22 protein-coding genes and 3 tRNA genes are annotated in these 21,553 nt (G+C 65.2%); 7 read left to right on the top strand and 18 right to left on the bottom strand.

Annotated features, from left to right (window positions below; all coding sequences use genetic code 11):
* Positions 1-49: 49 nt before the first annotated feature.
* The 4 genes from AC07PZ_RS18180 to AC07PZ_RS18165 all read right to left on the bottom strand — a co-directional run bounded on the left by AC07PZ_RS18180 (position 50) and on the right by AC07PZ_RS18165 (position 3,887).
* Positions 50-907, bottom strand: a complete 858-nt coding sequence (locus AC07PZ_RS18180; RefSeq protein WP_495296528.1) for an ATP-binding cassette domain-containing protein — start codon at positions 905-907, stop codon at positions 50-52.
* Positions 904-1,890, bottom strand: coding sequence for an ABC transporter ATP-binding protein (locus AC07PZ_RS18175; RefSeq protein ID WP_495296527.1), 987 nt, complete (start codon positions 1,888-1,890; stop codon positions 904-906). The genes AC07PZ_RS18180 and AC07PZ_RS18175 overlap by 4 nt, the downstream gene beginning before the upstream one ends.
* A 151-nt stretch (positions 1,891-2,041) precedes the next feature.
* The gene (locus tag AC07PZ_RS18170; protein WP_495296526.1) at positions 2,042-2,926 is read right to left on the bottom strand and encodes an ABC transporter permease; all 885 of its coding nucleotides are present in this window, start codon (positions 2,924-2,926) and stop codon (positions 2,042-2,044) included.
* 10 nt (positions 2,927-2,936) lie between these two features.
* Positions 2,937-3,887, bottom strand: coding sequence for an ABC transporter permease (locus tag AC07PZ_RS18165; RefSeq protein ID WP_495296525.1), 951 nt, complete (start codon positions 3,885-3,887; stop codon positions 2,937-2,939).
* 144 nt (positions 3,888-4,031) lie between these two features.
* On the opposite strand from AC07PZ_RS18165, the gene AC07PZ_RS18160 reads away from it, so the two are divergent.
* Positions 4,032-4,334: a YfhL family 4Fe-4S dicluster ferredoxin gene (locus tag AC07PZ_RS18160; protein ID WP_495296524.1), complete on the top strand. Its 303-nt coding sequence runs from the start codon at positions 4,032-4,034 to the stop codon at positions 4,332-4,334.
* A gap of 20 nt (positions 4,335-4,354) precedes the next feature.
* Here AC07PZ_RS18160 and AC07PZ_RS18155 read toward each other — a convergent pair whose 3' ends face one another.
* The 8 genes from AC07PZ_RS18155 to AC07PZ_RS18120 all read right to left on the bottom strand — a co-directional run bounded on the left by AC07PZ_RS18155 (position 4,355) and on the right by AC07PZ_RS18120 (position 10,905).
* Complete coding sequence (locus tag AC07PZ_RS18155; RefSeq protein ID WP_495296523.1) at positions 4,355-4,762, bottom strand: hypothetical protein; 408 nt, start codon at positions 4,760-4,762, stop codon at positions 4,355-4,357.
* A 58-nt stretch (positions 4,763-4,820) separates the two neighbouring features.
* On the bottom strand, positions 4,821-5,471 hold the full coding sequence (gene pth / locus AC07PZ_RS18150) for an aminoacyl-tRNA hydrolase (RefSeq protein ID WP_495296522.1): 651 nt from the start codon (positions 5,469-5,471) through the stop codon (positions 4,821-4,823).
* Between the two features lie 78 nt (positions 5,472-5,549).
* The gene (locus AC07PZ_RS18145; protein WP_495296521.1) at positions 5,550-6,227 is read right to left on the bottom strand and encodes a 50S ribosomal protein L25/general stress protein Ctc; all 678 of its coding nucleotides are present in this window, start codon (positions 6,225-6,227) and stop codon (positions 5,550-5,552) included.
* Positions 6,228-6,396: 169 nt separating this feature from the next.
* The gene (locus tag AC07PZ_RS18140) at positions 6,397-7,371 is read right to left on the bottom strand and encodes a ribose-phosphate pyrophosphokinase (RefSeq protein WP_495296520.1); all 975 of its coding nucleotides are present in this window, start codon (positions 7,369-7,371) and stop codon (positions 6,397-6,399) included.
* A 177-nt stretch (positions 7,372-7,548) separates the two neighbouring features.
* Positions 7,549-7,625, bottom strand: a tRNA-Gln gene (locus AC07PZ_RS18135).
* 69 nt (positions 7,626-7,694) lie between these two features.
* A complete protein-coding gene (gene ispE / locus AC07PZ_RS18130) occupies positions 7,695-8,564 on the bottom strand; it encodes a 4-(cytidine 5'-diphospho)-2-C-methyl-D-erythritol kinase (protein ID WP_495296519.1) in 870 nt (289 codons plus the stop codon).
* Positions 8,561-9,070 carry a lipoprotein insertase outer membrane protein LolB gene (locus AC07PZ_RS18125; RefSeq protein WP_495296518.1) on the bottom strand — a complete coding sequence of 170 codons (510 nt, stop codon included), beginning with the start codon at positions 9,068-9,070 and terminating at the stop codon, positions 8,561-8,563. Before AC07PZ_RS18125 ends, ispE begins: the two co-directional genes overlap by 4 nt.
* Before the next feature lie 14 nt (positions 9,071-9,084).
* Positions 9,085-10,905 carry a tetratricopeptide repeat protein gene (locus AC07PZ_RS18120; RefSeq protein WP_495296517.1) on the bottom strand — a complete coding sequence of 607 codons (1,821 nt, stop codon included), beginning with the start codon at positions 10,903-10,905 and terminating at the stop codon, positions 9,085-9,087.
* An 82-nt stretch (positions 10,906-10,987) separates the two neighbouring features.
* Here AC07PZ_RS18120 and mutM point away from each other — a divergent pair, with 82 nt between their 5' ends.
* Together mutM and mutY are read left to right on the top strand one after the other, a co-directional pair.
* The gene (mutM, locus tag AC07PZ_RS18115; protein ID WP_495296516.1) at positions 10,988-11,803 is read left to right on the top strand and encodes a bifunctional DNA-formamidopyrimidine glycosylase/DNA-(apurinic or apyrimidinic site) lyase; all 816 of its coding nucleotides are present in this window, start codon (positions 10,988-10,990) and stop codon (positions 11,801-11,803) included.
* Positions 11,804-11,841: 38 nt separating this feature from the next.
* Positions 11,842-12,936 (top strand): A/G-specific adenine glycosylase, encoded by a 1,095-nt coding sequence (gene mutY, locus AC07PZ_RS18110; protein ID WP_495296515.1) that lies wholly within the window; start codon positions 11,842-11,844, stop codon positions 12,934-12,936.
* Here mutY and rapZ read toward each other — a convergent pair.
* Genes rapZ through AC07PZ_RS18095 form a run of 3 tightly spaced genes read right to left on the bottom strand, consistent with a single transcriptional unit; the run spans position 12,905 to position 16,362 of the window.
* Positions 12,905-13,780 carry an RNase adapter RapZ gene (gene rapZ, locus AC07PZ_RS18105; RefSeq protein ID WP_495296514.1) on the bottom strand — a complete coding sequence of 292 codons (876 nt, stop codon included), beginning with the start codon at positions 13,778-13,780 and terminating at the stop codon, positions 12,905-12,907. The genes mutY and rapZ overlap by 32 nt on opposite strands.
* A complete protein-coding gene (recN, locus tag AC07PZ_RS18100) occupies positions 13,777-15,465 on the bottom strand; it encodes a DNA repair protein RecN (protein ID WP_495296513.1) in 1,689 nt (562 codons plus the stop codon). Before recN ends, rapZ begins: the two co-directional genes overlap by 4 nt.
* The gene (locus AC07PZ_RS18095; protein ID WP_495296512.1) at positions 15,466-16,362 is read right to left on the bottom strand and encodes an NAD kinase; all 897 of its coding nucleotides are present in this window, start codon (positions 16,360-16,362) and stop codon (positions 15,466-15,468) included.
* 28 nt (positions 16,363-16,390) lie between these two features.
* Here AC07PZ_RS18095 and hrcA point away from each other — a divergent pair, with 28 nt between their 5' ends.
* From hrcA to greB, 4 genes are all read left to right on the top strand, one after another.
* Entirely contained in the window at positions 16,391-17,395 is a 1,005-nt protein-coding gene (gene hrcA, locus AC07PZ_RS18090) for a heat-inducible transcriptional repressor HrcA (RefSeq protein WP_495296511.1), read from the top strand.
* Between the two features lie 64 nt (positions 17,396-17,459).
* Positions 17,460-17,536: transfer RNA gene (locus tag AC07PZ_RS18085), tRNA-Ile, on the top strand.
* Between the two features lie 70 nt (positions 17,537-17,606).
* Positions 17,607-17,683 (top strand) — tRNA-Arg (locus tag AC07PZ_RS18080).
* 59 nt (positions 17,684-17,742) lie between these two features.
* Positions 17,743-18,306: a transcription elongation factor GreB gene (greB, locus tag AC07PZ_RS18075; protein ID WP_495296510.1), complete on the top strand. Its 564-nt coding sequence runs from the start codon at positions 17,743-17,745 to the stop codon at positions 18,304-18,306.
* 34 nt (positions 18,307-18,340) lie between these two features.
* On the opposite strand, the gene AC07PZ_RS18070 is transcribed toward greB, so the two are convergent.
* From AC07PZ_RS18070 to gmk, 3 genes are all read right to left on the bottom strand, one after another.
* On the bottom strand, positions 18,341-20,596 hold the full coding sequence (locus tag AC07PZ_RS18070; protein WP_495296509.1) for a RelA/SpoT family protein: 2,256 nt from the start codon (positions 20,594-20,596) through the stop codon (positions 18,341-18,343).
* Between the two features lie 91 nt (positions 20,597-20,687).
* On the bottom strand, positions 20,688-20,891 hold the full coding sequence (rpoZ, locus tag AC07PZ_RS18065) for a DNA-directed RNA polymerase subunit omega (RefSeq protein WP_495296508.1): 204 nt from the start codon (positions 20,889-20,891) through the stop codon (positions 20,688-20,690).
* A gap of 35 nt (positions 20,892-20,926) precedes the next feature.
* A complete protein-coding gene (gene gmk / locus AC07PZ_RS18060; RefSeq protein WP_495296507.1) occupies positions 20,927-21,547 on the bottom strand; it encodes a guanylate kinase in 621 nt (206 codons plus the stop codon).
* Between the last annotated feature and the right edge of the window lie 6 nt (positions 21,548-21,553).

Raw genomic sequence — 21,553 nt, 5'->3', positions numbered from 1 at the left:
AAACGACTCACATCATGCGCGACGCCGGGGCATCGCGACAAGCATTTGCTTACACGGGCGACAGCGCCGCCAGGGCGCGCGCCGGCGGCTCTGCGCGTGGCACCGCGGCCAGCAGCGCCTGCGTGTAGGGGTGCTCCGCATGGGCGAACAGGTGTTGCGGATCGCCGCGCTCGACCACCAGCCCGCGGTGCAGCACGCAGACTTCGTCGCACAGGTGGTTGACCACCGCGAGGTCGTGGCTGATCAGCAGGTAGCTGATGCCGAACTGCTGCTGCAGGTCCTGCATCAGGTTGAGCACCTGCGCCTGGACCGACACGTCGAGTGCGCTGACCGGCTCGTCGGCCACGATCAGCTTGGGCCGCGTGATCAGCGCTCGCGCGATCGCGATGCGCTGGCGCTGGCCGCCCGAGAACTCGTGCGGGTACTTGTCGAGGTCGGTGGTGCGCAGGCCGACGGCCGACAGCGATTCGGACGCGCGCGCGCGTTGCTCGGCACGGCTCGTTTCGGCCAGCGCCTCGAGCGGCTCGGCAACGATGCGGGCGACGGTCTGGCGCGGGTCGAGCGAACCATACGGGTCCTGGAACACCATCTGCAGATCGCGCCGCGCGGCACGCAGGTCTTCGCGCGACAGCTTGTGCAGGTCGCGGCCTTGCAGCTTCACGCTGCCGGCGGTCGGCTGGTCGAGTGCCATCACGAGTCTCGCGATGGTCGACTTGCCCGAGCCCGATTCGCCGACGATGCCCATGCTGCGACCGGGCTGGACGCTGAAGCTCACGCCGTTGAGCGCCTTCACCCGGGCTGGTGGCGAGAACAGCTTTTCGCGCGGCAGGTCGTAGTGGCGCACGAGGTCGGTGACTTCGAGCAGCGGGGCGGCGGGGTTCGCCGCGGTGTGGGTGGCTGCGCTCATGCCGTGGCGCCTTCCGCTTCGAGTTCACCGAGGCGGATGCAGCGCACCTCGTGGTCGTGCGGCAGCGGCGTGGCTGGCGGCCGCGTCACGTGGCAGGCCTCGATCGTGTACTGGCAGCGGCCCGCGAACGGGCAGCCGGCCGGCATGTCGACCAGTTCGGGCACGCTGCCGCGGATGGTCGCAAGCCGCACGCCACGCGGCGCACCCAGCGCCGGCCGCGCCGCGAACAGGCCCTGGGTATAGGGATGCGCGCGTTCGGCGAAGACCGCAGCGGTCGGGCCGTTCTCGACCACGCTGCCGCCATACATCACGAGCATCTTCGAGACGCTCTGTGCGATCACGCCGAGGTCGTGCGAGATCAGGATCAACGCCATGCCGCGCTCGGCCACCAGGCTCTGGATCAGGTCGAGGATCTGCTTCTGGATCGTCACGTCGAGCGCGGTCGTCGGTTCGTCGGCGATCAGCAGGTCGGGTCCGCAGGCGAGCGCCATCGCGATCCCGATGCGCTGGCGCTGGCCGCCGGAGAACTGGTGCGGATAGGCATCGAGCCGTGAGGCCGGGTCGGGAATGCCGACGCGTTCGAGCAGCGCCAGCACTTCCTTGCGCGCCGCCGCGCCGGTGAGGCCGCGGTGCAGGCGCAGCGGCTCGCCGATCTGGCGCGAGATGGTGTGCACCGGGTTCAGCGCCGTCATCGGCTCCTGGAAGATCATGCCGATGCGGTTGCCACGGATCTTGCACATCTCGCGCTCATTGAGACCGACGATTTCGGTGCCCGCGAAACGGATGCTGCCGGTGACCTTGGCGCTCGACGGCAGCAGGCCCATCAGCGATTGCACGGTGATCGACTTGCCGCAGCCGGACTCGCCCACGATGCCCAGGGTTTCGCCGCGCTCGAGGGAAAAGTCGATGCCGCGCACGGCTTCGGCCGGCCCGCGTTGCGTCTGCAGGCCGATGTGGAGGTCGTTGACTTCGAGAAGAGACATAGATATCAGCTCCCTGTTCCGCAACGTATCGTTTTGGCGGAAGCCATTCGTGAAACACCGCAGAACCGGCTTTGCCGGGCCGCTGGTGTTGCCCCCTGCAAGGGGGTTGGCGGAGCGACACGCAGTGCGCGAAGACTGGGGGTGTGCATATTCAGCGTGCGCGGGCCAGGCGTGGATCGAGCAGGTCGCGCAGGCCGTCGCCCAGCATGTTGAGGCCGAGCACCGCCAGCGCGATCGCCAGGCCGGGGAACACGGCGAGCAGCGGCGCCTGGAACATCATCGTCTGCGCCTCGCTGAGCATGCGGCCCCACGACGGCTGCGGCGGCTGCGTGCCCATGCCGAGATACGAGAGGGCGGCTTCCGCCAGGATCGCGATCGCGAAGCGGATGGTGATCTGCACGATCAGCACGGCCGAGATGTTGGGCAGCACGTGCTGCATCGTGATCGAGAACCCGCCCTTGCCGCAGGCGCGTGCGGCGGCGATGTACTCGCGCGACCAGATCGCGTTGGCCGACGCCCGCGTGATCCGCGCGAAAGTCGGGATGTTGTAGATGCCGATGGCGATGATCGCGTTCACGATGCCGGCGCCGAACACGGCCGTCATCATGATGGCCGAGAGGATCGCGGGGAAAGCCAGCGTGAAATCGGTGAAACGCATGATCGCTTCTTCGATCCACCCGCGACGCGCCGCCGCCAGTAGGCCGAGTGCGGTGCCGACGGTCAGGCCGATACCGACCGCGATCACGCCGACCAGGATCGACGCGCGTGCGCCAACCAGCAGCAGGGACGCAACGTCGCGACCGAAGGTGTCGGTGCCCAGCCAGTGCGCAAGGCTCGGTCCTTGCAGCTTGCTGGGCATGTCCATCTCGTAGGGCGACCAGGGCGTCCAGACGAGCGAGACGGCTGCAGCCAGCACCAGGAGCACCGTCAGGACGCCGCCGAAAACGAAACTGCGGTGCCTGAGGGCACGGTGCCAGAAACCGGGAATCTTCAAGGCCGCTGACGTTGGCGCGGCGGTCGTGGGGAGTGCGCTCATAGCGGGAAATTCATATGTCGCTGGCCTTGATGCGGGGATCGATCACCGCGTAGAGCACGTCGACCACGAAATTGACGATCACGACCATGGCTGCCAGCAGCATCACGCAGTTGCGCACCACGATCAGGTCGCGGTTGCTGATGGCCTGGAAGATCAGCCGGCCGAGGCCGGGAAGATAGAACACGTTCTCGACCACGATGGTGCCGGCCAGCAATTCGGAGAACTGCATGCCCATCACCGTGATCACGGGAATCATGGCGTTGCGCAGCACGTGGGTCCAGAGCACGGCCCGCTGCGACACGCCCTTGGACCGCGCCGTGCGGACGAAGTCCTCGCGCATGATCTCGAGCACTGCCGAGCGCGTGATGCGTGCAAGGATCGCCGCCTGGACCACCGCGAGCGACAACGCCGGCAGCAGCAGCGCCTTGAGTCCGGCGAACACGCCGTCGCCCCAGCCGTCGAAGCCGCCGGCCGAGAACCATTGCAGTTGCACCGAGAACACCAGGATCAGCAGGATCGCGAACCAGAAGTTCGGGATCGCGATGCCGACCTGCGTCAGGCCCATCAGGCCGACGTCACCCATCTTGTTGTGGCGTGCGGCAGCGGTCACGCCGACCAGCAGCGCGAGCACGGTGGTGAGCACCATCGCCATCATGGCGAGCGGCACGGTGAGTGCCAGGCGTTCGAGGATCAGATCGAGAACCGGCGAACTGTAGGCATAGCTGTCGCCGAGGTTTCCGGTGAGCAGGCCGCCGATCCAGTGCCAGTAGCGTGTCCACGCGGGTTGGTCGAGTCCCAGCTTGGTGGCCAGGGCCGCGACCGCGTCGGGGGACGCGTCGGGGCCCATGAGCATCTGCGCGGCATTGCCGGGCAGGATCTCCAGGACGAGGAAAACAATGATCGATGCGCCGATCAGCGTACCGATCAGCGTCGCAAAGCGCTTGAATAAAAACAGACTCATGGGGCGGGGCGCAGCATAACGCTTTTGATGCAATGAGCATGCCCGCTGCGGCGGGTAAATGCACAAATTGGTGCATTTTCCGGGCGGAGGAGGGGCTTAGGCGTTTGGGAACGCGTCGGAAGAGCGCCCGACCGATAATCGGGCATGGCCCTCATGATCACCGACGAATGCATCAACTGCGATGTCTGCGAGCCGGAGTGCCCGAACGACGCGATCTACATGGGCGCTGAGATCTACGAGATCGATCCACACAAGTGCACCGAATGCGTGGGGCATTTCGATGAGCCTCAGTGCGTGCAGATCTGCCCGGTCGCCTGCATTCCGGTGAATCCGGGGTATGTCGAGACGCGCGAGACGCTGCTCCAGAAATTCGAGCGATTGACTGCGGCCAAGTCGGAAGTTGCTGGTGACGCGTCAGCGGCGACGGCAGTTTCGCGCCCTGCCTAGTCTGTTCCCGCGCATTTCCCTCAGGTCTCTTTGGCGCTGGACGCCTTGGTCTTTTTCTTTGCGCCGGTGCCGGGCCCCTGCGCGGTGAAGTCGTTCGAGGCGGGGTGTTTCTTCTTGCCGCTCACCTTCGATTTCGGTGCTGCAGGCGTTTTCGGCGGCTTGGCCTCGGATGGTTGGGCGATCAGCACCGCCTGGCGGCCCGCAGTGGATCGTTCGAGCTGAAGCCGCTCGTTGGCCATGCGATCAGCTGCGGATTGCGCACGCCGGGCGGCCATGTCGGCGTCGCGTTGTTGTCCGCTGTCGCGCCGATCGTCCATCGGCATGGGTTCGCCGCCCTCGCAGGGATGATCGGTGTAGGTATTGCCGCAGCGCCATGTTCCCGCTGTGGCTGGAACCGTGAAGAGGGCGGCGAAGAGAAATGTCAGCAAGACGGCGTATCGGTGGGCAGGCATCTCGTCGGCATCTCTCTTTCGCGCATGGGGATTACTAGACGTCGGTTGGCGGCGCGTCGCTCGCCGCCGGCTCGCGTCGCGGTGGCTTGGGGCGCGGTGGCTTGGGGCGCGGCGGCTTGCTCGTGTGGATGAGCAGCGTCGCTTTCTCCATTTCGCCGGCCATCAATGCCGGCACCGCGTGCAGCGTGCGAATGATCGCGTCGTCGATCGCTTCGCGTTGCTCCTTGAGAGGTTTCTTCAGAACCCAGTGGATCACTTCGGACTTGACGCCGGGGTGGCCGATGCCGAGCCGAAGCCGCCAGTAGTCCGCAGTTCCCAGTTGGGCGTGGATGTCACGCAGGCCGTTGTGGCCCGCATGGCTGCCGCCGAACTTGAGCTTGGCCTGGCCTGGAACGACGTCGAGTTCGTCGTGCACGACGAGGATTTCTTCCGGCGCAATCTTGAAGAAGCGTGCAAGCGCCGCGACCGATTTGCCGGACAGGTTCATGAAGGTCTGCGGCTCGAGCAGCCAGATCGTCTGGCCATGGACGTTGGCGCGCGCCGCGAGTCCGTGATAGCCGCGTTCGGGCACGAGCGAGAGCTTGAGATCACGCGCGAGCGCATCGATCCACCAGAAGCCCGCGTTGTGCCGCGTGGCATCGTAGTCAGGGCCCGGATTTCCGAGGCCGACGAACAGCTTGATCATGGCGGGGATTATCGGATGGCACCAAAGAAAACGGCCCGCACGAGGCGGGCCGTCGAACTGCGCAGGCAGAGAAGTGAATTACTTCTTGGCAGGCGCCTTTGCTGCGGGGGTCTTGGCTGCGGTCTTGGCAGCAGGCTTGCCGCCCTTGCCAGCCGGTGCTGCAGCCGCTTCTTCGACCTTCGGTGCTTCTTCTTCAACGACCGGCGAGGTGGCCGAAGCCAGCACGACGTTCTGCTTGCCGTGGCTGACCCACTTCACGCCGCGCGGCAGCTTGATGTCCTTCAGCGTGATCGTGCCGTTCTTCTTCAGGCCCGACAGGTCGACTTCGATGAACTCAGGCAGTTCGGCCGGCAGGCCGTTCACTTCCAGTTCGGTCAGCACGTGGTTGACCAGGTTCAGGTCGATCTTCACGGCGTCGGACTCTTCTTCACCCTTGAAGTGGAGCGGCACCTTCATATTCATGCGGGTCTTGGCATCGACGCGTTGGAAGTCGATGTGCTGAACCAGCTGGCGGAACGGGTGGTACTGCACGTCGCGCAGCAGCACCTTGCTCACGGCGCCGTCCACTTCCATCTCGAGGATGGATGCGTGGAAGGCTTCCTTCTTCAGGGCGTGCCACAGCGCGTTGTGATCGATTTCGATCAGCTGGGGTGCGGCTTCACCACCGTAGACGATACCGGGCGTCTTGCCCGAAATGCGGAGACGGCGGCTCGCACCCGTGCCCTGCTTGGCGCGCTCAAAAGCGACGAATTTCATAGTTAACTCCTTGGAGCGAAGGCTTCTTGCCGTTTCGCTTCTTGAGCGCCGACCGCGACCAGTGCGGCGCCGGTTTCAAAATGACCTCCCTGGGGAGGCCGGCTTTTTGCCCGGACAGGGCTTGCGGGTCAGCGAGGCATTGCCCCGCGCGACGACCCGCAATGCCATCTCAGAAGAGATGGTCCTGGTCCGAGAACAAACTCATCACCGACTCGCCCTTCGCAATGCGCTGGATCGTCTCGGCGATCAGCGGTGCGACGGACAGTTGGCGGATCTTTCCGCAGCCTGCGGCACTGTCGGAAAGAGGAATCGTGTTGGTGACGACAACTTCGTCGAGCGCCGGACCCTTGGCGATGCGCTCGATGGCCGGGCCGGAGAAGATCGCGTGCGTGCAATAGGCGTAGACCTTCTTGGCGCCGCGTTCCTTGAGCACTTCGGCGGCTTTGACCAGCGTGCCGGCGGTGTCGATCATGTCATCCATGATCACGCAGTTGCGGCCTTCGATCTCGCCGATCACGTTCATGACCTCGCTCACGTTCGCCTTCGGGCGGCGCTTGTCGATGATCGCGAGGTCGGTGCCAAGCTGCTTGGCCAGCGCCCGGGCACGAACCACGCCGCCGACGTCGGGCGACACCACGATCAGGTCTTCGTAGTTCTTCTGGCGAAGGTCGCCGAGCAGCACCGGCGAGGCGTAGATGTTGTCGACCGGAATGTCGAAGAAGCCCTGGATCTGGTCGGCGTGCAGGTCCATCGTGAGCACGCGCGAGACGCCCACGGTCTGCAGCAGGTTGGCCACGACCTTGGCCGAGATCGGCACGCGGCTCGAGCGCGGACGACGGTCCTGGCGTGCATAGCCGTAGTAGGGAATCACGGCGCTGATCCGCTCGGCCGATGCGCGCTTGAGCGCGTCGACCATGATCAGCAGTTCCATCAGGTTTTCGTTGGTCGGTGCACAGGTCGACTGGACGACGAACACGTCGCGAGCCCGCACGTTCTGGTTGATCTCGACAGTGACTTCACCATCCGAGAAGCGACCGACGCGCGCCGCACCGAGCGTGGTGCCGAGGTTCTTGGCGATTTCTGCGGCGAGACCAGGATTGGCATTGCCGGTGAAAACCATGAAGTCAGGATGTTGGGCCTGCATGTGTGTGTCCAGCAATGCGATTGACTCTTCAGGGAGTCACCAGTGTTCTCGTCGTCTTCACGGCCAGGTGGCTGCGAATCTCGTGGGTCTCACGGCAGTCGTGCCGTGATTTCGTGAATGCAGCAGAGGCTGCACCTCATCAAGAAGAACAGCCCCTGTGGGCTGTTCTTCGTGTTTTGGCAGGGGAGAAAGGATTCGAACCTTTGCATGCTGGAATCAAAATCCAGTGCCTTAACCAGCTTGGCGACTCCCCTACACGGGTCACCGGCCAAGGCCGATAACCGATATACGTCGCGTCGAACCGCCTGAGCGATCCGACTTTTCTAGACTGCCCAGCCCGCCAGGGGATGAACATCCAGATTGCTGCATCGGCGAACCTGCCAACCCTCGGGGGGCGGTGCGAGATTCGCGCTCTGCCGCGATTTCCTCCATGCTGCAAAGACTGCACTTCCAGAGCCGGTCATTCTCGCATCGAAACCCTGGGATCCGAGCCATTCGATGGCATCGGTGACCGCGGGGCAAAGCCGTTGCGCAACCGGCTGCAGATCGTTGCGACCGAAGCTGAACACTGTGTGTTCGTCTTCAGATTTTTGCTCTGCAGCAAAGCCCGCAAGTATAGCAGCGGAAGTTGAGCGCTGTAAATCGGGCGATGAAAAAATTAGGCGGGTATCGAGGCCTTCGTTTGGTTTCACGACGACAAAGTCCGCTCTTGCCAGGTCGATCGGCGTGATGCGCTCACCAATGCCTTCGACCCATGCATTGCGTCCGCGCAGGAAGAACGGGACATCGGCACCCAGCGCCAGGCCGATTTCTTCGAGCTTGCTGAGCGGCAACTGCAGGTTCCAGAGGCGGTTCAGGGCCAGCAGGCAGGTCGCCGCATCCGACGATCCTCCGCCCATGCCGGCCTGGGACGGCACGTGCTTGGCGATGCCGATGTGCGCACCCTGGTTCTTTGCCGCGAAGGCTTGCAGCGCACGCGCTGCGCGCAGTATCAGATCGTCTTCCGGGAGTGGCGTCGTCAGATCTTCGCGACTCAGCAGTCCGTCGTTGCGCAGTTCGACGTGCAGGGTGTCGCACCAGTCGATCAGCATGAAGACGGATTGCAGCAGGTGGTAGCCGTCTGCGCGCCGCCCGGTGATGTGCAGGAACAGGTTCAGCTTGGCAGGCGCCGGCAGGTCGTAGATCGCCTTCATTGCCGCTCGAAGATGACGCGCAATTCCGCTTCCGGTTGCGGTGACTCGCGCGTGGCCTGCAGTCGGCCCTGCGCCACCTGGCTCAGATTGGGGCGCCAACCGGGCACGGCCTCGTCGCGTCCGGCAAGCCAGCCGAACAGCGCCGGTACCGGGATGGCCGCACCGGTCGCGGCCTGGATCAGGGCGTCGAGCGACGCGTATCGCTTCATGTCGCCGCCGCTGAGCAGCTGCGCCTGGTCCGGCGACCATCGAAGCACGGCGAGGGTGCTGCCGATCGGGCTCGTCAGGGTCAGCTCGCCGGCCTCGGGGGCGCCAGTCAGTTCGAAAAGGGCCGCAAAGCTTTGCACGGGTTCGCTGTCGATGCGCAAGGACAGGCGCCCGGTCCATGCCTGTGCGTCGGGTGAACGGACGACCGGTGCGTGGGGTGCGGCACAGCCGGCCAGGACCAGCATGGCCGCGGTGGCTGTGGCGAGCGCCAGACGCCGCCCGCTGCGCGGCGCGATCACTGCTGCGGCGATCGTCACAGCTTCACACGCAGGCGCTTGAGTGTCTCCTGCAGCGTCTCGTTCTCGGCGTCTGCCAGCACGGCTTCCTTCCAGATGCCGATGGCGCGATCGCGCTGGCCCGCCGCCCAGAGAACTTCGCCGAGGTGCGCGCCGATTTCCGGGTCCGGACGGCGCTTGTAGGCGTCCTCGAGGATCCGGATGGCTTCGGCACTGTTGCCCATCCGGAATTCGACCCAGCCGAGACTGTCGGCAATGAAGGGGTCCTGCGGCGCCAGTTGCACCGCCTTGAGGATCAGCGTGCGCGCTTCATCAAGGCGCTCCTTTCGATCGGCCAGCGAGTAGCCGAGGGCGTTGTACGCGTTCTGGCTGTCCGGACGGATCGCAATCAACCGGCGCAGCAAGCGCTCCATCTCGTCGAGGCGATTGAGCCTCTCGGCCATCATTGCCTGGTCGTAGATCAGTTCGGTGTCGTCCGGCGTTGCGGCGCTGGCTTGCGCGAGCATGTCGTATGCGACCTGATATTGCTTGGCGTCGCGCAGCAATTGCACATCGGCCTGGAACTTCTGCTTGCGGTCGTCGGCGTTGCGTTCGGGCAGGCTGCGGATGAGTTCCCGCGCCTGTTGCAGCTTGCCCTGGCGCGCCAGCAGCGCGGCACGGCGCATTTGCGTTGCCACCAGGTCGTCCGACCCATCGATTCGCGCGAGCCAGCTTTCCGCCTCGGTGAAGTCCTTGCGGCGCTCCGCCAACTGGGAAAGCATCAGGTATGCCTGCGTCAGTCCGCGCTTGCGGTCCTCCGGCGTGCCTTGCTGGTTCGCCAGATCGACGTAGCGCTTCAGCGAGCTCTGAGCCTGTGCATCCTGCCGAGCCTGCATTTGCAGGCTGGCGAGCAACAGCCACGGGTCCGGCAGATCCGGATTGGCGGAGGTCACTGCAGCGAGCTCCGCGCTTGCTTCCGCATAGCGGCGGTTTTCCGCCAGCACCCGTGCGTAGGCCACTCGCAATTCGGGCGTTGCCTTCGGCGTTGCGAGGTATCGCTTGACGATCGGCTCAGCCAGCGGCTGCGTCGGGTCCATCAATTCGAGCGCGAGCAGCGCCGGTCCATCGGACGTCGGATCGGCGGATTGCCCCTTGATCGCCGCTTCCAGGGCACCGGTGGCGTCGCCGGCGGACAGGCGCAGCCGACCCACCGTGGTCCAGGCGACGCCGGCAGTCGTCGGATTCGCAAGATCGTCGGCCAGCGCCTGCTCGACGACGGAGGCCGCCAGTTTCTTGTCCGTTGCGCGCGCATAAGTGCGTGCAACCACGGCCATCAGCAGTGGCCGTTCCGGCAGCGGGGTGGCTGCCACCAAGGCACGCAGCGGCTCGGCCGTGTCGCCGATGCGGTTCAAGGCGATCAGGATCTGGAGTTCGAAGCGGCCCGCATCGCGTGATCCGGGAACGGCCTCGCGCCAGGCGCGCGCAGCCGCCAGTGCGGCATCGCCGGAGCGCGATTGCAGTGCGATCTCCACGGCGCGCTGGAACAGCGTCTCGTCACGCGCCTTGCGCGCCGCGTCGAGCACCAGCGCGTAGCCCGCACCGGGATCACCCGAACGCACCGACAGTTCGCCAACCAGGATTTCGTAGAACAGCGTGGCATCCATTGCGGACGGCCGCAACGGCTCTTCGGGCGCCTTGGGTACGACGGCTGCGGCCGGCGGCGGCCGGACGATGGGCGCTGGACTCGTCGGCTCAGCGGCTGGCGGTGTGGCTGCGGGCCCCTGCGCATGGACGGAAAGTGCCATCGCAGCAAGGGAGATGGCCGCCGCAAGGCGGAGTCGGCGAGGCGGGAAGGTCATTGAACTCATAATAATCCAAGGCTTTTGTGAGAGCGTGGCGCGTGCGTCAGGTTCCCGCGCGTTTTCGTGTCACGCTTGTTCCATGCCCGAATTACCCGAAGTTGAAGTCACGCGACGCGGTTTCGCCGAGCGCATCGCGGATGCACGCATCGATGCGGTGCGTGTCGGCAAGCCGTTGCGCTGGGCGCTGGCGGTCGACCCTGCGTCGTTGGTCGGGCGTGTGGTGCGCAGCGTGCGACGTCGCGGCAAGTACCTGCTGGTCGATCTCGACGCCGGTCTGCTGCTGATGCATCTGGGCATGTCGGGCAGCCTGCGCTTCGACGCGGCCTTGCCACCGGCCGGCGCGCACGACCATTTCGACCTCGTCACCAGCCGCGGCACATTGCGGCTCAACGATCCGCGGCGCTTCGGCGCGGTGGTCTATGTGGAGGACGAGGGCTCGCCGCTCGCCATCAAGCTGCTCGGCGGCCTGGGCATGGAACCGTTGGGCGATACCTTCGATTTCGATGCCTTCCATGCGGGGCTGCGCCGGCGTCACGCGGCAATCAAGCAGGTGCTGCTGGCCGGTGACGTGGTGGTTGGCGTGGGCAACATCTATGCGTCCGAAGCGCTGTTCCTTGCGGGCATCCGTCCGACGCTGGCCGCGTCGCGCATCAGCCGGCCACGCGCGCTGAAGCTGCATGCCGCCATCCGCGACATCCTGGCGCGCGCGGTGGAACGCGGCGGCAGCACGTTGCGCGATTTTTCCAACATCGATGGTCAGAGCGGCTACTTCCAACTGGATGCGATGGTCTACGGCCGTGCCGCTGCGCCTTGTCGTGTGTGCGCGACGCCGATCCGCCAAGTCCGCCAGGGTCAGCGCTCGACCTTTTTCTGCCCCGTGTGCCAGAAGTATTGAGACGCCGTTTGTGCAACCCATGACAGCTTTCCCAACCCATGCGGACTGACTCTCCCGCGGCCGCCCATGTGCTGCCCGCCTCATTTGCCGAACGCATCGTGCGCTGGCAGGCCAGCCATGGCCGCAGCGAGCTGCCGTGGCAGAACACGCGCGACCCTTACCGCGTCTGGCTGTCCGAGGTGATGTTGCAGCAGACGCAGGTGTCGACGGTGCTGGGCTACTTCGCGCGCTTCCTCGCGCGCTTTCCCACCGTGGCCGCACTTGCCGCCGGCAGCGAGGACGAGGTCTTCGGCCTCTGGAGCGGGCTAGGTTACTACAGCCGCGCGCGCAACATGCACCGTTGCGCACAAGAGGTCGTCGCGCGTTTCGGCGGCGAGTTCCCGCGCACGGCCGCGGAACTGACGACCTTGCCCGGCATCGGGCGTTCGACCTCGGCGGCGATCGCCGCTTTCTGCTTCGGCGAACGCGTCGCGATCCTCGATGGCAACGTGAAGCGCGTGCTCACGCGCGTGCTTGGTTTCGAAGGCGACCTGTCGTCGGCCGCGCAGGAGCGCGCGCTGTGGGACATCGCGACCCGATTGCTGCCTGCCGAGCCCGGCGACGCGATGTCGGGCTATACGCAGGGCGTGATGGACCTGGGCGCCACGGTTTGCGTGCCGCGCCGGCCGACCTGCATGTTGTGCCCGGTGAACGACGTCTGCGGTGCGCTACGCCAGGGCGCGCCCGAGAAATTCCCGGTCAAGACGCGCAAGCTCAAGCGCAGTTCGGAGTCGCTCTGGATGCTGCTGGCCGAGGACGGGCAAGAACGCATCTGGCTCGAGAAGCGGCCGGCGAAGGGAATCTGGGCCGGCCTCTATTGCCTGCCGGTGTTCGACAGCCGGGATTCTTTGCTCCAAGCGCTGGCGCCGAGCGCGCGCGGTACTGCGTGCGACGCGCAGGCCTTCGTCCACGTGCTGACGCACAAGGACCTGCACCTGCATCCGGTGGTGGTGTCTATCGATGATGCAGCGCGCGCGGTACCGGCCGGCGAAGAAGGCGGCTGGTTTGCCGATGCCGACTGGACATCGCTCGGCCTGCCGGCGCCGGTGCGCAAGCTGCTGCTCAGCCGGCGTCCAGTTCTCGGTGCCGCTTGAGCGTGGCCCAGCGCGCGCCGAATTCCCTCGCCAGCTGTTCGACCAGGAACACCGAGCGGTGCTGGCCGCCGGTGCAGCCGATGGCCACCGTCACATAGCTGCGGTGATCGCGTGCCAGCGCATCCAGCCAGCGGCCCAGGAACAGCTCGATGTCCTCGTACATGCGCGCCACGTCGTCGTGTTCGCGCAGCCAGTCGATCACCGGCTGGTCGCGTCCCGTGAGCGAGCGCAGCGTCGGCACGTAGTGCGGGTTGGGCAGCATCCGCACGTCGAACACGTAGTCCGCATCGAGCGGCACGCCACGCTTGAACGCGAAGGATTCGAAGACCAGCGTCAGCGCGCTTTCCGGCGCTGAGATCAGCGACTTCACGTAGCTCTGCAACTGTGCCGGCCGGATGATGCTGGTGTCGATCACGTCCGCCCGATCACGCAGGTCGGCGAGAAGTTCGCGTTCGAGTTCGATCGCGTGCACCAGCACGCGGTGCTGCTCCGGCACGTCGGTGCGGCCTTCCTGGCGTGACAGCGGATGGCGCCGCCGCGTCTCCGAGTAGCGCCGCACGAGCGCGTCGGTCGTGGCGTCCAGGAAGAGAGAGCGCAGCGAAATGCCATCCTGGCGCAGACGCTCCAGTTGCTGAGGCACCATGGGCAGCGAGATGCCGCTGCGCACATCCATGGCGATGGCCACGCGCGTGCCTTGCTGTTGCTGCTGCAGCGCGATGAACGGCGACAACAGTTCCGGCGGCAGGTTGTCGACGCAGTAATAGCCGGCATCTTCCAGCGCATGCAGCGCCACGGACTTGCCGGAGCCCGACATACCGGTGATCAGTACGAGTTCGAGATTCATGATGTAGCGGCGTCCGTGGCCTGCCGGCCCAGCATTTCGCGTGCATGGGCCAGTGTGGTGGACGAGATCCGCTCGCCGCCAAGCATGCGGGCGAGCTCTCGCACGCGGGCTTCGTCGTCGAGCGCCGAGACGCCGCTTTCGGTCCGCGGGCCGCCCGCGCTGCTGCGTTGCGCGGTCTGCTGCTTGGCGACCAGCAGGTGATGATCGGCACAGGCCGCCACTTGCGGCAGGTGCGTGACGGCCAATACCTGGCGGTCGCGGCCGAGTTGCTGCATCAGGCGTCCGACCGTTTCGGCCACTGCGCCGCCGACGCCGGAATCGACCTCGTCGAAGATCAGTGTCTGCGCGGTGCCGAGCTGGCTGGTCGTGACGGCGATGGCCAATGCGATGCGCGAGAGCTCGCCGCCCGACGCCACCTTGCCGATCGGCCGCGGCGTGCTTCCGCTGTGACCGCTGACGAGGAACGACACGTCTTCCAGTCCCGCGCGGCCCGGCTGCGTGAGTGGCTGCAGCGCCACCTCGAACCGGCCGCCCTGCATGCCCAGGCCTTGCATCGCGCGCGTGACCGCTTGCGAGAGCTTCGGCGCCGCCTGCTGGCGCGCCTTGCCGACCGCCTTGGCTTCCTTCTGATAGCGCTGCGATGCGTTCTGTTCGGCTTTTTCCAGCGCTGCGAGATCGCTCTGGGCATCCAGCGTCTGCAACTCCGCCTGCCAGCCTGCAAGCAGTGCCGGCAGGTCGGCCGGCGTGCGCTTGTAGCGCCGCGCCAGCGACATCCACGAACCCATGCGCTCGTCGAGTGCGGCCAGTTCGCGCGGGTCCGCATCCGCGTGCCGCAGATAGCCGTGCAGCGAGTGCGCTGCGTCGGCGGCCTGCGCGACGCTGGAAGCCAATACTTCGCCGAGCGCCTTGAATTCGGGTTCGATCCGTTCGCAGTCCTGCAGCAGCGAGACGGCGCGCGCGAGCGAGGCGAGCGCGCCGTTCTCGTCGTCTTCCAGCGCGCTGCGAGCCGCTTCGGCAGCGTCGATCAGCGACTGTGCGTTCGACATGCGCGTGTGATTGGTGGAAAGTTCGTCCCACTCGTCGACGCCTGGAGCGAGCTTGGCCACTTCGCCGATCTGCCACTGAAGCCGTTCGCGTTCACGCAGCAGCGAATCCTGCGCCGCGCGTGCCGTGTCGAGCGTCGACAGCGTTTGGCGCCATGCATGCCAGGCGACATCGAGTGCGTCTGTCGCGATACCGGCGTAGGCATCGAGCAGGCCACGTACGGCGTCGGGGCGCGTCAGGCTTTGCCAGGCGTGCTGGCCGTGGATGTCCAGAAGCTGGTCGCCCAGCGCGCGCAACTGCGTCGCCGTGGCGGCACTGCCATTGATCCAGCCGCGGCTGCGGCCTTGCAGGTCCACGGTCCGCCGCAGCAGCAGGGCGTCGCCGGTCTCGAAGCCGCCTTCGTCGAGCCACGCATCCAGCGTGGGATCGGCGTCGAACTCGGCGCTCACGTCCAGCCGCTCGGCACCTTCGCGCACCGAACCCGCATCGGCCCGGTTGCCGAGGGCCAGTTGCAGCGCGTCGATCAGGATGGACTTGCCGGCTCCCGTTTCGCCCGTGAGGACGGTAAAGCCGGTCGACAGGTCGAGGTCGAGTGTGCGCACGATCACGAAGTCGCGCAGTGCAATGCGTCGCAGGGCCATTCAGGAACCTCCTTCGTTCCAGTGCAGCTTCTTGCGCAGCGTGTCGAAGTAGCTCCAGCCCTTGGGATGGAGAAAACGCGCGCGGTAGTCCGAGCGCCGCACGACGACGCGGTCGCCGATCTCGACCGATGCGAGGGACTGCATGTCGAAATTGGCACTGGCGTCGCGGCCGGATACCAGTTCGATCGTGATCTCATCCGCGTCCGGCAACAGGATCGGCCGGTTGGACAAGGTGTGGGGCGCGATGGGCACGAGTATCCAGCCGGGAATCGACGGATGCATCAGCGGGCCGCCCGCCGACAGCGCATAGGCCGTCGAGCCGGTGGGCGACGCGATGATCAGGCCGTCGGCGCGCTGGTTGGCCACGAAATGGCGACCGACCGACACACGCAACTCGACCATGCCGGAGGTCGCGCCGCGGTTGACGACGACGTCGTTCATCGCCAGCGTGTCGAACACGCAGTGGCCGTCGCGCATCACATGGGCGTGCATGAGGCTGCGGTGGTCTTCCTCGTATTCGCCGGCCAGCATCGGCGTGAGCGTCGACTGGTAGTTGTCGAGCGGGATGTCGGTGATGAAGCCGAGCCGTCCGCGGTTGATGCCGATCAGCGGAACGCCATAGGGCGCCAGCAGCCGGCCGATGCCGAGCATGGTGCCGTCGCCACCGACCACGAGGCCGAGGTCGCAGCGCTCGCCGATTTCCTTGACGCTGAGCGCTTCGTAGGGGCCAACTTCGGCATCGCTGGCGGCCGAACGCTCGACGAACACGCGACAGCCACGCGATTCAAGAAAGCTGCCGATCTCTTCCATGACGCCGTCCTGCGCCCCGGCTTGGGCGCGCGCGCCGGAAGCCTGGTACTTGCCAATGAGTGCGACATGCCGGAAGCGGGGGATCATTCATAAATTACAACACTAAAATCTGACCATGCTGGACGACCGCGCCAAGTTGCTGCTCAAGACATTGGTCGAGCGGTACATCGCCGAGGGGCAACCCGTCGGGTCACGCACGCTCTCCAGATCCGCAGGGCTCGAACTCTCGCCGGCAACCATCCGCAATGTGATGTCCGACCTGGAAGCGCTGGGTCTGATCACCAGCCCGCACACCTCCGCCGGACGTATTCCGACCGCGCGGGGTTACCGGCTCTTCGTCGACACCATGCTGACCGCGCAGCGCGACCAGTTTCCGACGCAGAGTCTCGCGCCCGATCAGCCGCAGAAGGTGATCGCGAATGCGGCCAATCTTCTGTCGAGCCTGTCCCAGTTCGTTGGTGTGGTGATGGCGCCGCGCCGCGCTTCGGTGTTTCGGCAGATCGAGTTTCTTCGCCTGTCCGACCGCCGGTTGCTGGTGATCATCGTGTCGCCCGATGGCGATGTGCAGAACCGGGTGATCTTTCCGGAGGTCGACTATTCGCAGTCGCAGTTGGTCGAGGCGTCCAACTACATCAACGCGCACTACGCGGGCCTGTCGATCGAGCAGGTGCGCGATCGGCTGAAGTCCGAGGTCGAGCAATTGCGCGGTGAGATTGCTTCGCTGATGCAGGCGGCGGTCGAGGCGAGCTCCGAGGTCATGACCGCCGCGCAGGACGAGGTGGTGATCGCCGGTGAGCGCAACCTGCTGGCCGTGACCGACTTTTCGAGCGACATGGGCCAATTGCGCCGGGCCTTCGATCTGTTCGAGCAAAAGGCGCAGATCATGCGATTGCTCGATGTGTCCAGCAAGGCCGAAGGCGTGCGCATCTTCATCGGCGGCGAGAGCCACGTGGTGCCATTCGAAGAGCTGTCGGTCGTCAGTGCCAACTACGAAGTCGATGGCCAGGTGGTCGGCACGCTCGGCGTGATCGGGCCGACGCGCATGCCCTACGACAAGATGATCCAGATCGTCGACATCACCTCGCGGCTCGTGACCAACGCGCTCAGTTATCGTAAATAGTGGACATGCCGGGCGTTGCCCCCCGGCTTTGCTGCGAGCGGCCTACTAGAATCTCGGGCTGCGCGGGCCGTTAGCTCAGTTGGTTAGAGCAGCGGACTCATAATCCGTTGGTCGATGGTTCAAGCCCATCACGGCCTACCACGCAGAAATTTCAAGAAGATTTGGCGAGTTTTCGGGAAGCCCCAAAAAACACGCTATAATTTGAAGCTCAGCGGCTGTAGCTCAGTTGGATAGAGTACTTGGCTACGAACCAAGGGGTCGTGGGTTCAATTCCTGCCAGCCGCACCATATGGATACCCCCAGAATCGCAAGGTTCTGGGGGTTTTTCATTTCCGGAGTTTCATTCGATGAGCAAGGCGTTCACCAAGGAAACCGATGCCGACGAGGATGACGACGGCGCAGGCGGTGGCCTGCCGGCGTTGCCAGCCGGCAGCAAGAACTACATCACCCCGCAGGGTTACGCGCGCCTGCGTGACGAACTGCTGGCCCTGATGGACGTCGAGCGGCCGAAGGTGGTCGAGGCGGTTCATTGGGCGGCAAAGAACGGCGACCGTTCGGAGAATGGCGACTATCTCTACGGCAAGAAGCGACTGCGTGAAATAGATCGCCGCATCCGCTTTCTCACCAAGCGCCTGGAAATTGCCGAGATCACCGACCCATCGGTCCATCACGGGCGCGACCAGGTGTTCTTTGGTGCGACGGTGCGTTATGCCGATGAAGCCGGCGATGAACGCACGGTGACGATCCTCGGGATCGACGAGGCTGAAAGCGCGCGCGCGCAGGTGAGCTGGATTTCGCCGATTGCGCGTGCGTTGCTCAAGTCGCGTGAGGGCGACGTGGTGAAGCTGGTCACGCCCGCCGGCGTCCAGGAGGTTGAAGTGCTGGCCGTCAACTACCCGGCCGCAGCCTGAGGATTCGTCGAACAGGGCGCGTGTATGGCGCCGGTCAGGGCGCCGGCACGACGCGGTTGGCCGAGAGTACCGATGGCGAGCGTTTGACCGCCCGGAGCGCGGCCTCGAGGTGCGACTTGTCGCGCACCGCGATCACGAAACGCAGGTCGGTCGAATCCTGAGGCGTTTCTTCGGTCATCTCGACATGCGTGATGTCGGCCTCGGCATCCGCGAGTGTCGACGCCACGCGTGCCAGCACGCCCTTGTCGTTCCGCACGGTGATGACCACGCCGGTTTCGAAGGTGCGGACCGGGTCGTCTGCCCATTCGACCGCGAAGAAGCGTTCGCTGTCCTTGTAGTGAAGCCGCTGGCCGACGCCGCAAGTCTCCGTGTGCACGACAAGGCCTTCGCCGTGACCCAGGTAGCCGACGATCGCATCGCCCGGCACCGGTCGACAGCACAACGCAAACCGAACGGAGGAGTTCTCGCTGCCGTCGAGAGTGACTGCGCCCTGTGACACGGTCTCGTGCGCCGTGAAGCGCTCGCGGCTCAGCAGCAGGGCGTCGGGCTTCTCGCCAAGTTCCGAAAGCAATGCCATCAACCGTTTCGCGACGATGCTCGCGACCCGTTTGCCGAGGCCGATGTCCGTCAGCAACTCGCCGCGGGTGCGGCTGCCGGTGAAGCGCAACAGCTTTTCCCACAGCGTCTGATGTTCCGCGTCGTCGGCCGGCAGCTTGCTCAGTCCCTCCGCGCGCAGCGCCTGTGCCAGCAGTTTTTCGCCCAGGCCTTCCGATTCGACATGCGCGAGCGTCTTGAGATAGTGGCGGATCTTCGAGCGCGCGCGGCCGGTACGCACGAAGCCCAGCCAGGCCGGGTTCGGCGTCGACACCGGCGCCGTGATCACTTCGATCACGTCGCCATTCTTCAGCTCGGTGCGCAGCGGCACTTGATCGCCGTTGATGCGCGCGGCCGAAGCGTGGTCGCCGATATTGCTGTGGATCGCGTAGGCGAAGTCGACCACCGTGGCGCCGCGTGGAAGCGCCATGATCTGGCTCTTGGGCGTGAACACATAGACGGCATCGGGAAACAGGTCGACCTTGACGTGGTCCCAGAACTCCGCGGCATCCCGCGTCTCGTCCTGAATGTCCAGCAGCGACTGCAACCACTTGGTGCCCAGGCGGTCGCTGTTGGCCGCACTGGGTTCGGACGCCTTGTACAGCCAATGGGCCGCGACGCCGGATTCCGCGACGACGTGCATGGCTTCGGTGCGTAGCTGGAATTCGACGTTCACGCCTGCGGGACCGACCAGCGTCGTGTGCAGCGACTGATAGCCATTGAGCTTGGCGATCGCGATGTGGTCCTTGAATTTCCCCGGCAAGGGCTTGTACATCTGATGCAGGATGCCGAGCCCCGTGTAGCAGGCGATCACGTTCGGCACGATCAACCTGAAGCCGTAGATGTCGGTGACTTGCGCGAAGCTGAGCCGCTTTTCCTCCATCTTGCGATAGATGGAATACAGCGTCTTTTCGCGGCCGGCGATGCGTACGTTCATGCCGGCGGCGGTGAAGGCGGTCTCGAGTTCGCGCTGCACTTTCTGGATCAGATCGCGTCGGCGTCCGCGGGCCTTGGCAACAGCCTTGGCGAGGATGGCATAACGCCATGGTCGCAGGTAGCGGAACGAGAGCTCCTGCAGTTCGCGGTACGTCTGGTTCAGTCCGAGGCGATACGAGATCGGGGCATAGATTTCCAGCGTTTCGCTGGAGATGCGGGCCCATTTCTCGCGAGGTGCGTCGGACAGCGTGCGCATGTTGTGCGTGCGGTCCGCAAGCTTGACCAGGATCACGCGAACATCGCGTGCCATGGCCAGCAGCATCTTCCGGAAGGACTCGGCCTGGTTCTCTTCGCGTGTATCGAACTGGAGCTTGTCCAGCTTGGTCAGGCCGTCGACGAGTTCCGCAACGGGTGCGCCAAAGCGTTCGATCAGCTCGGACTTGGTGACGCCGCAGTCCTCGATCGCGTCGTGCAGCAGGGCGGCCATCAGCGCCTGGGCATCGAGCTTCCATTCGGCGCATTGCGCTGCGACCGCGATCGGATGCGTGATGTAAGGCTCGCCGCTGTTGCGCAGCTGGCCGAGGTGCGCCTCATCGGCGAAACGATAGGCGCGCCGGACGAGATCGGTGTCTTCCGGACTCAGATAGTCGAGCCGGGCCGTGAGCGCTGCAAAACTTGCGGCCGCGGCATTGAGCGCCGCCGGACTGGGGCGGGGCGTGCCGCGAAGGGCGTTGGACTGGGGCTTGGCGACCGCGCTCATGTCTGCCACTTTAGCGTGGCTCTGGTGAAGGGGTATTCAGGGATAAAAAAAGCACCGCGTTGCGGTGCTTTCTGTTGTGGGGCTGCGTCAATCAGCCGGGCACTTTCTTGAGCATTTCGATGCCGATCTTGCCTTCTGCAATCTCGCGCAGCGCGGTCACGGCCGGCTTGTTCTTGCTCTCGATCTTGGGCGCATGGCCCTGGCTCAGCATGCGCGCCCGGTACGTGGCGGCGAGCACGAGTTGAAAACGGTTGGGGATGTGCTCGAGGCAGTCTTCGACGGTGATGCGGGCCATAGGTCTTTCGCGTGAGTGCTGTGAACGGGATGTCGTCAGGGAATGTTCAGCGCGGCAAAGGTATCTGCACGAGCTCGGCGCTGGGCCGAATACCGGAGCCGCTGAGCGTGGACGATGGCCTTGAGGTCAAAAAGCGCCCGCTCAAATAACTCGTTGATTATAACGAAGTCGAATTCGTTGGAGCGCGCCATCTCCGTCGCGGCATTCTGCAGGCGCAGTTCGATGACGGCGGCGCTGTCTTCGCCGCGGCGCTCGAGCCGCGAGCGCAATTCTTCCCAGCTCGGCGGCAGGATGAAGATCAGCACCGCGTTCGCAAACGTCTTCCGGATCTGGATGGCACCCTGGAAGTCGATTTCGAGGATCACGTCCGCGCCCTGCGACACGCGTTCCTCGATCGCCTTCTTCGACGTGCCGTAGCGCTGGCCATGCACATGGGCCCATTCGACGAACGCATCGGCCTCGACCAGTGCGTCGAACTCGGGATGCGAAGCGAAGAAATACTCTCGTCCGTGCTTTTCCTGCCCACGCGGCGGCCGGGTGGTGTGCGACACCGAGGGTTGAACCGCCGAGTCGAGTTCCATGAGAGCCTTCACGAGGCTCGATTTGCCCGCCCCGCTGGGCGCTGCGACGACGAAGATGTTGCCTGGGTAGTCCATGGGTTG

Source organism: Variovorax sp. GW821-FHT10B04, assembly GCF_059415645.1.
Note: the sequence above shows the minus strand (reverse complement) of the source record. Positions and strands in the feature narration are given on the sequence as shown.

Excerpts from the sequence above, each read along its gene's own strand:
- AC07PZ_RS18180 (WP_495296528.1), bottom strand. The coding sequence starts at position 907 with ATGAGCGCAGCCACCCACACCGCGGCGAACCCCGCCGCCCCGCTGCTC.
- AC07PZ_RS18175 (WP_495296527.1), bottom strand. The coding sequence starts at position 1,890 with ATGTCTCTTCTCGAAGTCAACGACCTCCACATCGGCCTGCAGACGCAA.
- AC07PZ_RS18170 (WP_495296526.1), bottom strand. The coding sequence starts at position 2,926 with ATGAGCGCACTCCCCACGACCGCCGCGCCAACGTCAGCGGCCTTGAAG.
- AC07PZ_RS18165 (WP_495296525.1), bottom strand. The coding sequence starts at position 3,887 with ATGAGTCTGTTTTTATTCAAGCGCTTTGCGACGCTGATCGGTACGCTG.
- AC07PZ_RS18160 (WP_495296524.1), top strand. The coding sequence starts at position 4,032 with ATGGCCCTCATGATCACCGACGAATGCATCAACTGCGATGTCTGCGAG.
- pth (WP_495296522.1), bottom strand. The coding sequence starts at position 5,471 with ATGATCAAGCTGTTCGTCGGCCTCGGAAATCCGGGCCCTGACTACGAT.
- AC07PZ_RS18145 (WP_495296521.1), bottom strand. The coding sequence starts at position 6,227 with ATGAAATTCGTCGCTTTTGAGCGCGCCAAGCAGGGCACGGGTGCGAGC.
- AC07PZ_RS18140 (WP_495296520.1), bottom strand. The coding sequence starts at position 7,371 with ATGCAGGCCCAACATCCTGACTTCATGGTTTTCACCGGCAATGCCAAT.
- ispE (WP_495296519.1), bottom strand. The coding sequence starts at position 8,564 with ATGAAGGCGATCTACGACCTGCCGGCGCCTGCCAAGCTGAACCTGTTC.
- AC07PZ_RS18120 (WP_495296517.1), bottom strand. The coding sequence starts at position 10,905 with ATGACCTTCCCGCCTCGCCGACTCCGCCTTGCGGCGGCCATCTCCCTT.
- mutM (WP_495296516.1), top strand. The coding sequence starts at position 10,988 with ATGCCCGAATTACCCGAAGTTGAAGTCACGCGACGCGGTTTCGCCGAG.
- mutY (WP_495296515.1), top strand. The coding sequence starts at position 11,842 with ATGCGGACTGACTCTCCCGCGGCCGCCCATGTGCTGCCCGCCTCATTT.
- rapZ (WP_495296514.1), bottom strand. The coding sequence starts at position 13,780 with ATGAATCTCGAACTCGTACTGATCACCGGTATGTCGGGCTCCGGCAAG.
- recN (WP_495296513.1), bottom strand. The coding sequence starts at position 15,465 with ATGGCCCTGCGACGCATTGCACTGCGCGACTTCGTGATCGTGCGCACA.
- AC07PZ_RS18095 (WP_495296512.1), bottom strand. The coding sequence starts at position 16,362 with ATGATCCCCCGCTTCCGGCATGTCGCACTCATTGGCAAGTACCAGGCT.
- hrcA (WP_495296511.1), top strand. The coding sequence starts at position 16,391 with ATGCTGGACGACCGCGCCAAGTTGCTGCTCAAGACATTGGTCGAGCGG.
- greB (WP_495296510.1), top strand. The coding sequence starts at position 17,743 with ATGAGCAAGGCGTTCACCAAGGAAACCGATGCCGACGAGGATGACGAC.
- AC07PZ_RS18070 (WP_495296509.1), bottom strand. The coding sequence starts at position 20,596 with ATGAGCGCGGTCGCCAAGCCCCAGTCCAACGCCCTTCGCGGCACGCCC.
- rpoZ (WP_495296508.1), bottom strand. The coding sequence starts at position 20,891 with ATGGCCCGCATCACCGTCGAAGACTGCCTCGAGCACATCCCCAACCGT.
- gmk (WP_495296507.1), bottom strand. The coding sequence starts at position 21,547 with ATGGACTACCCAGGCAACATCTTCGTCGTCGCAGCGCCCAGCGGGGCG.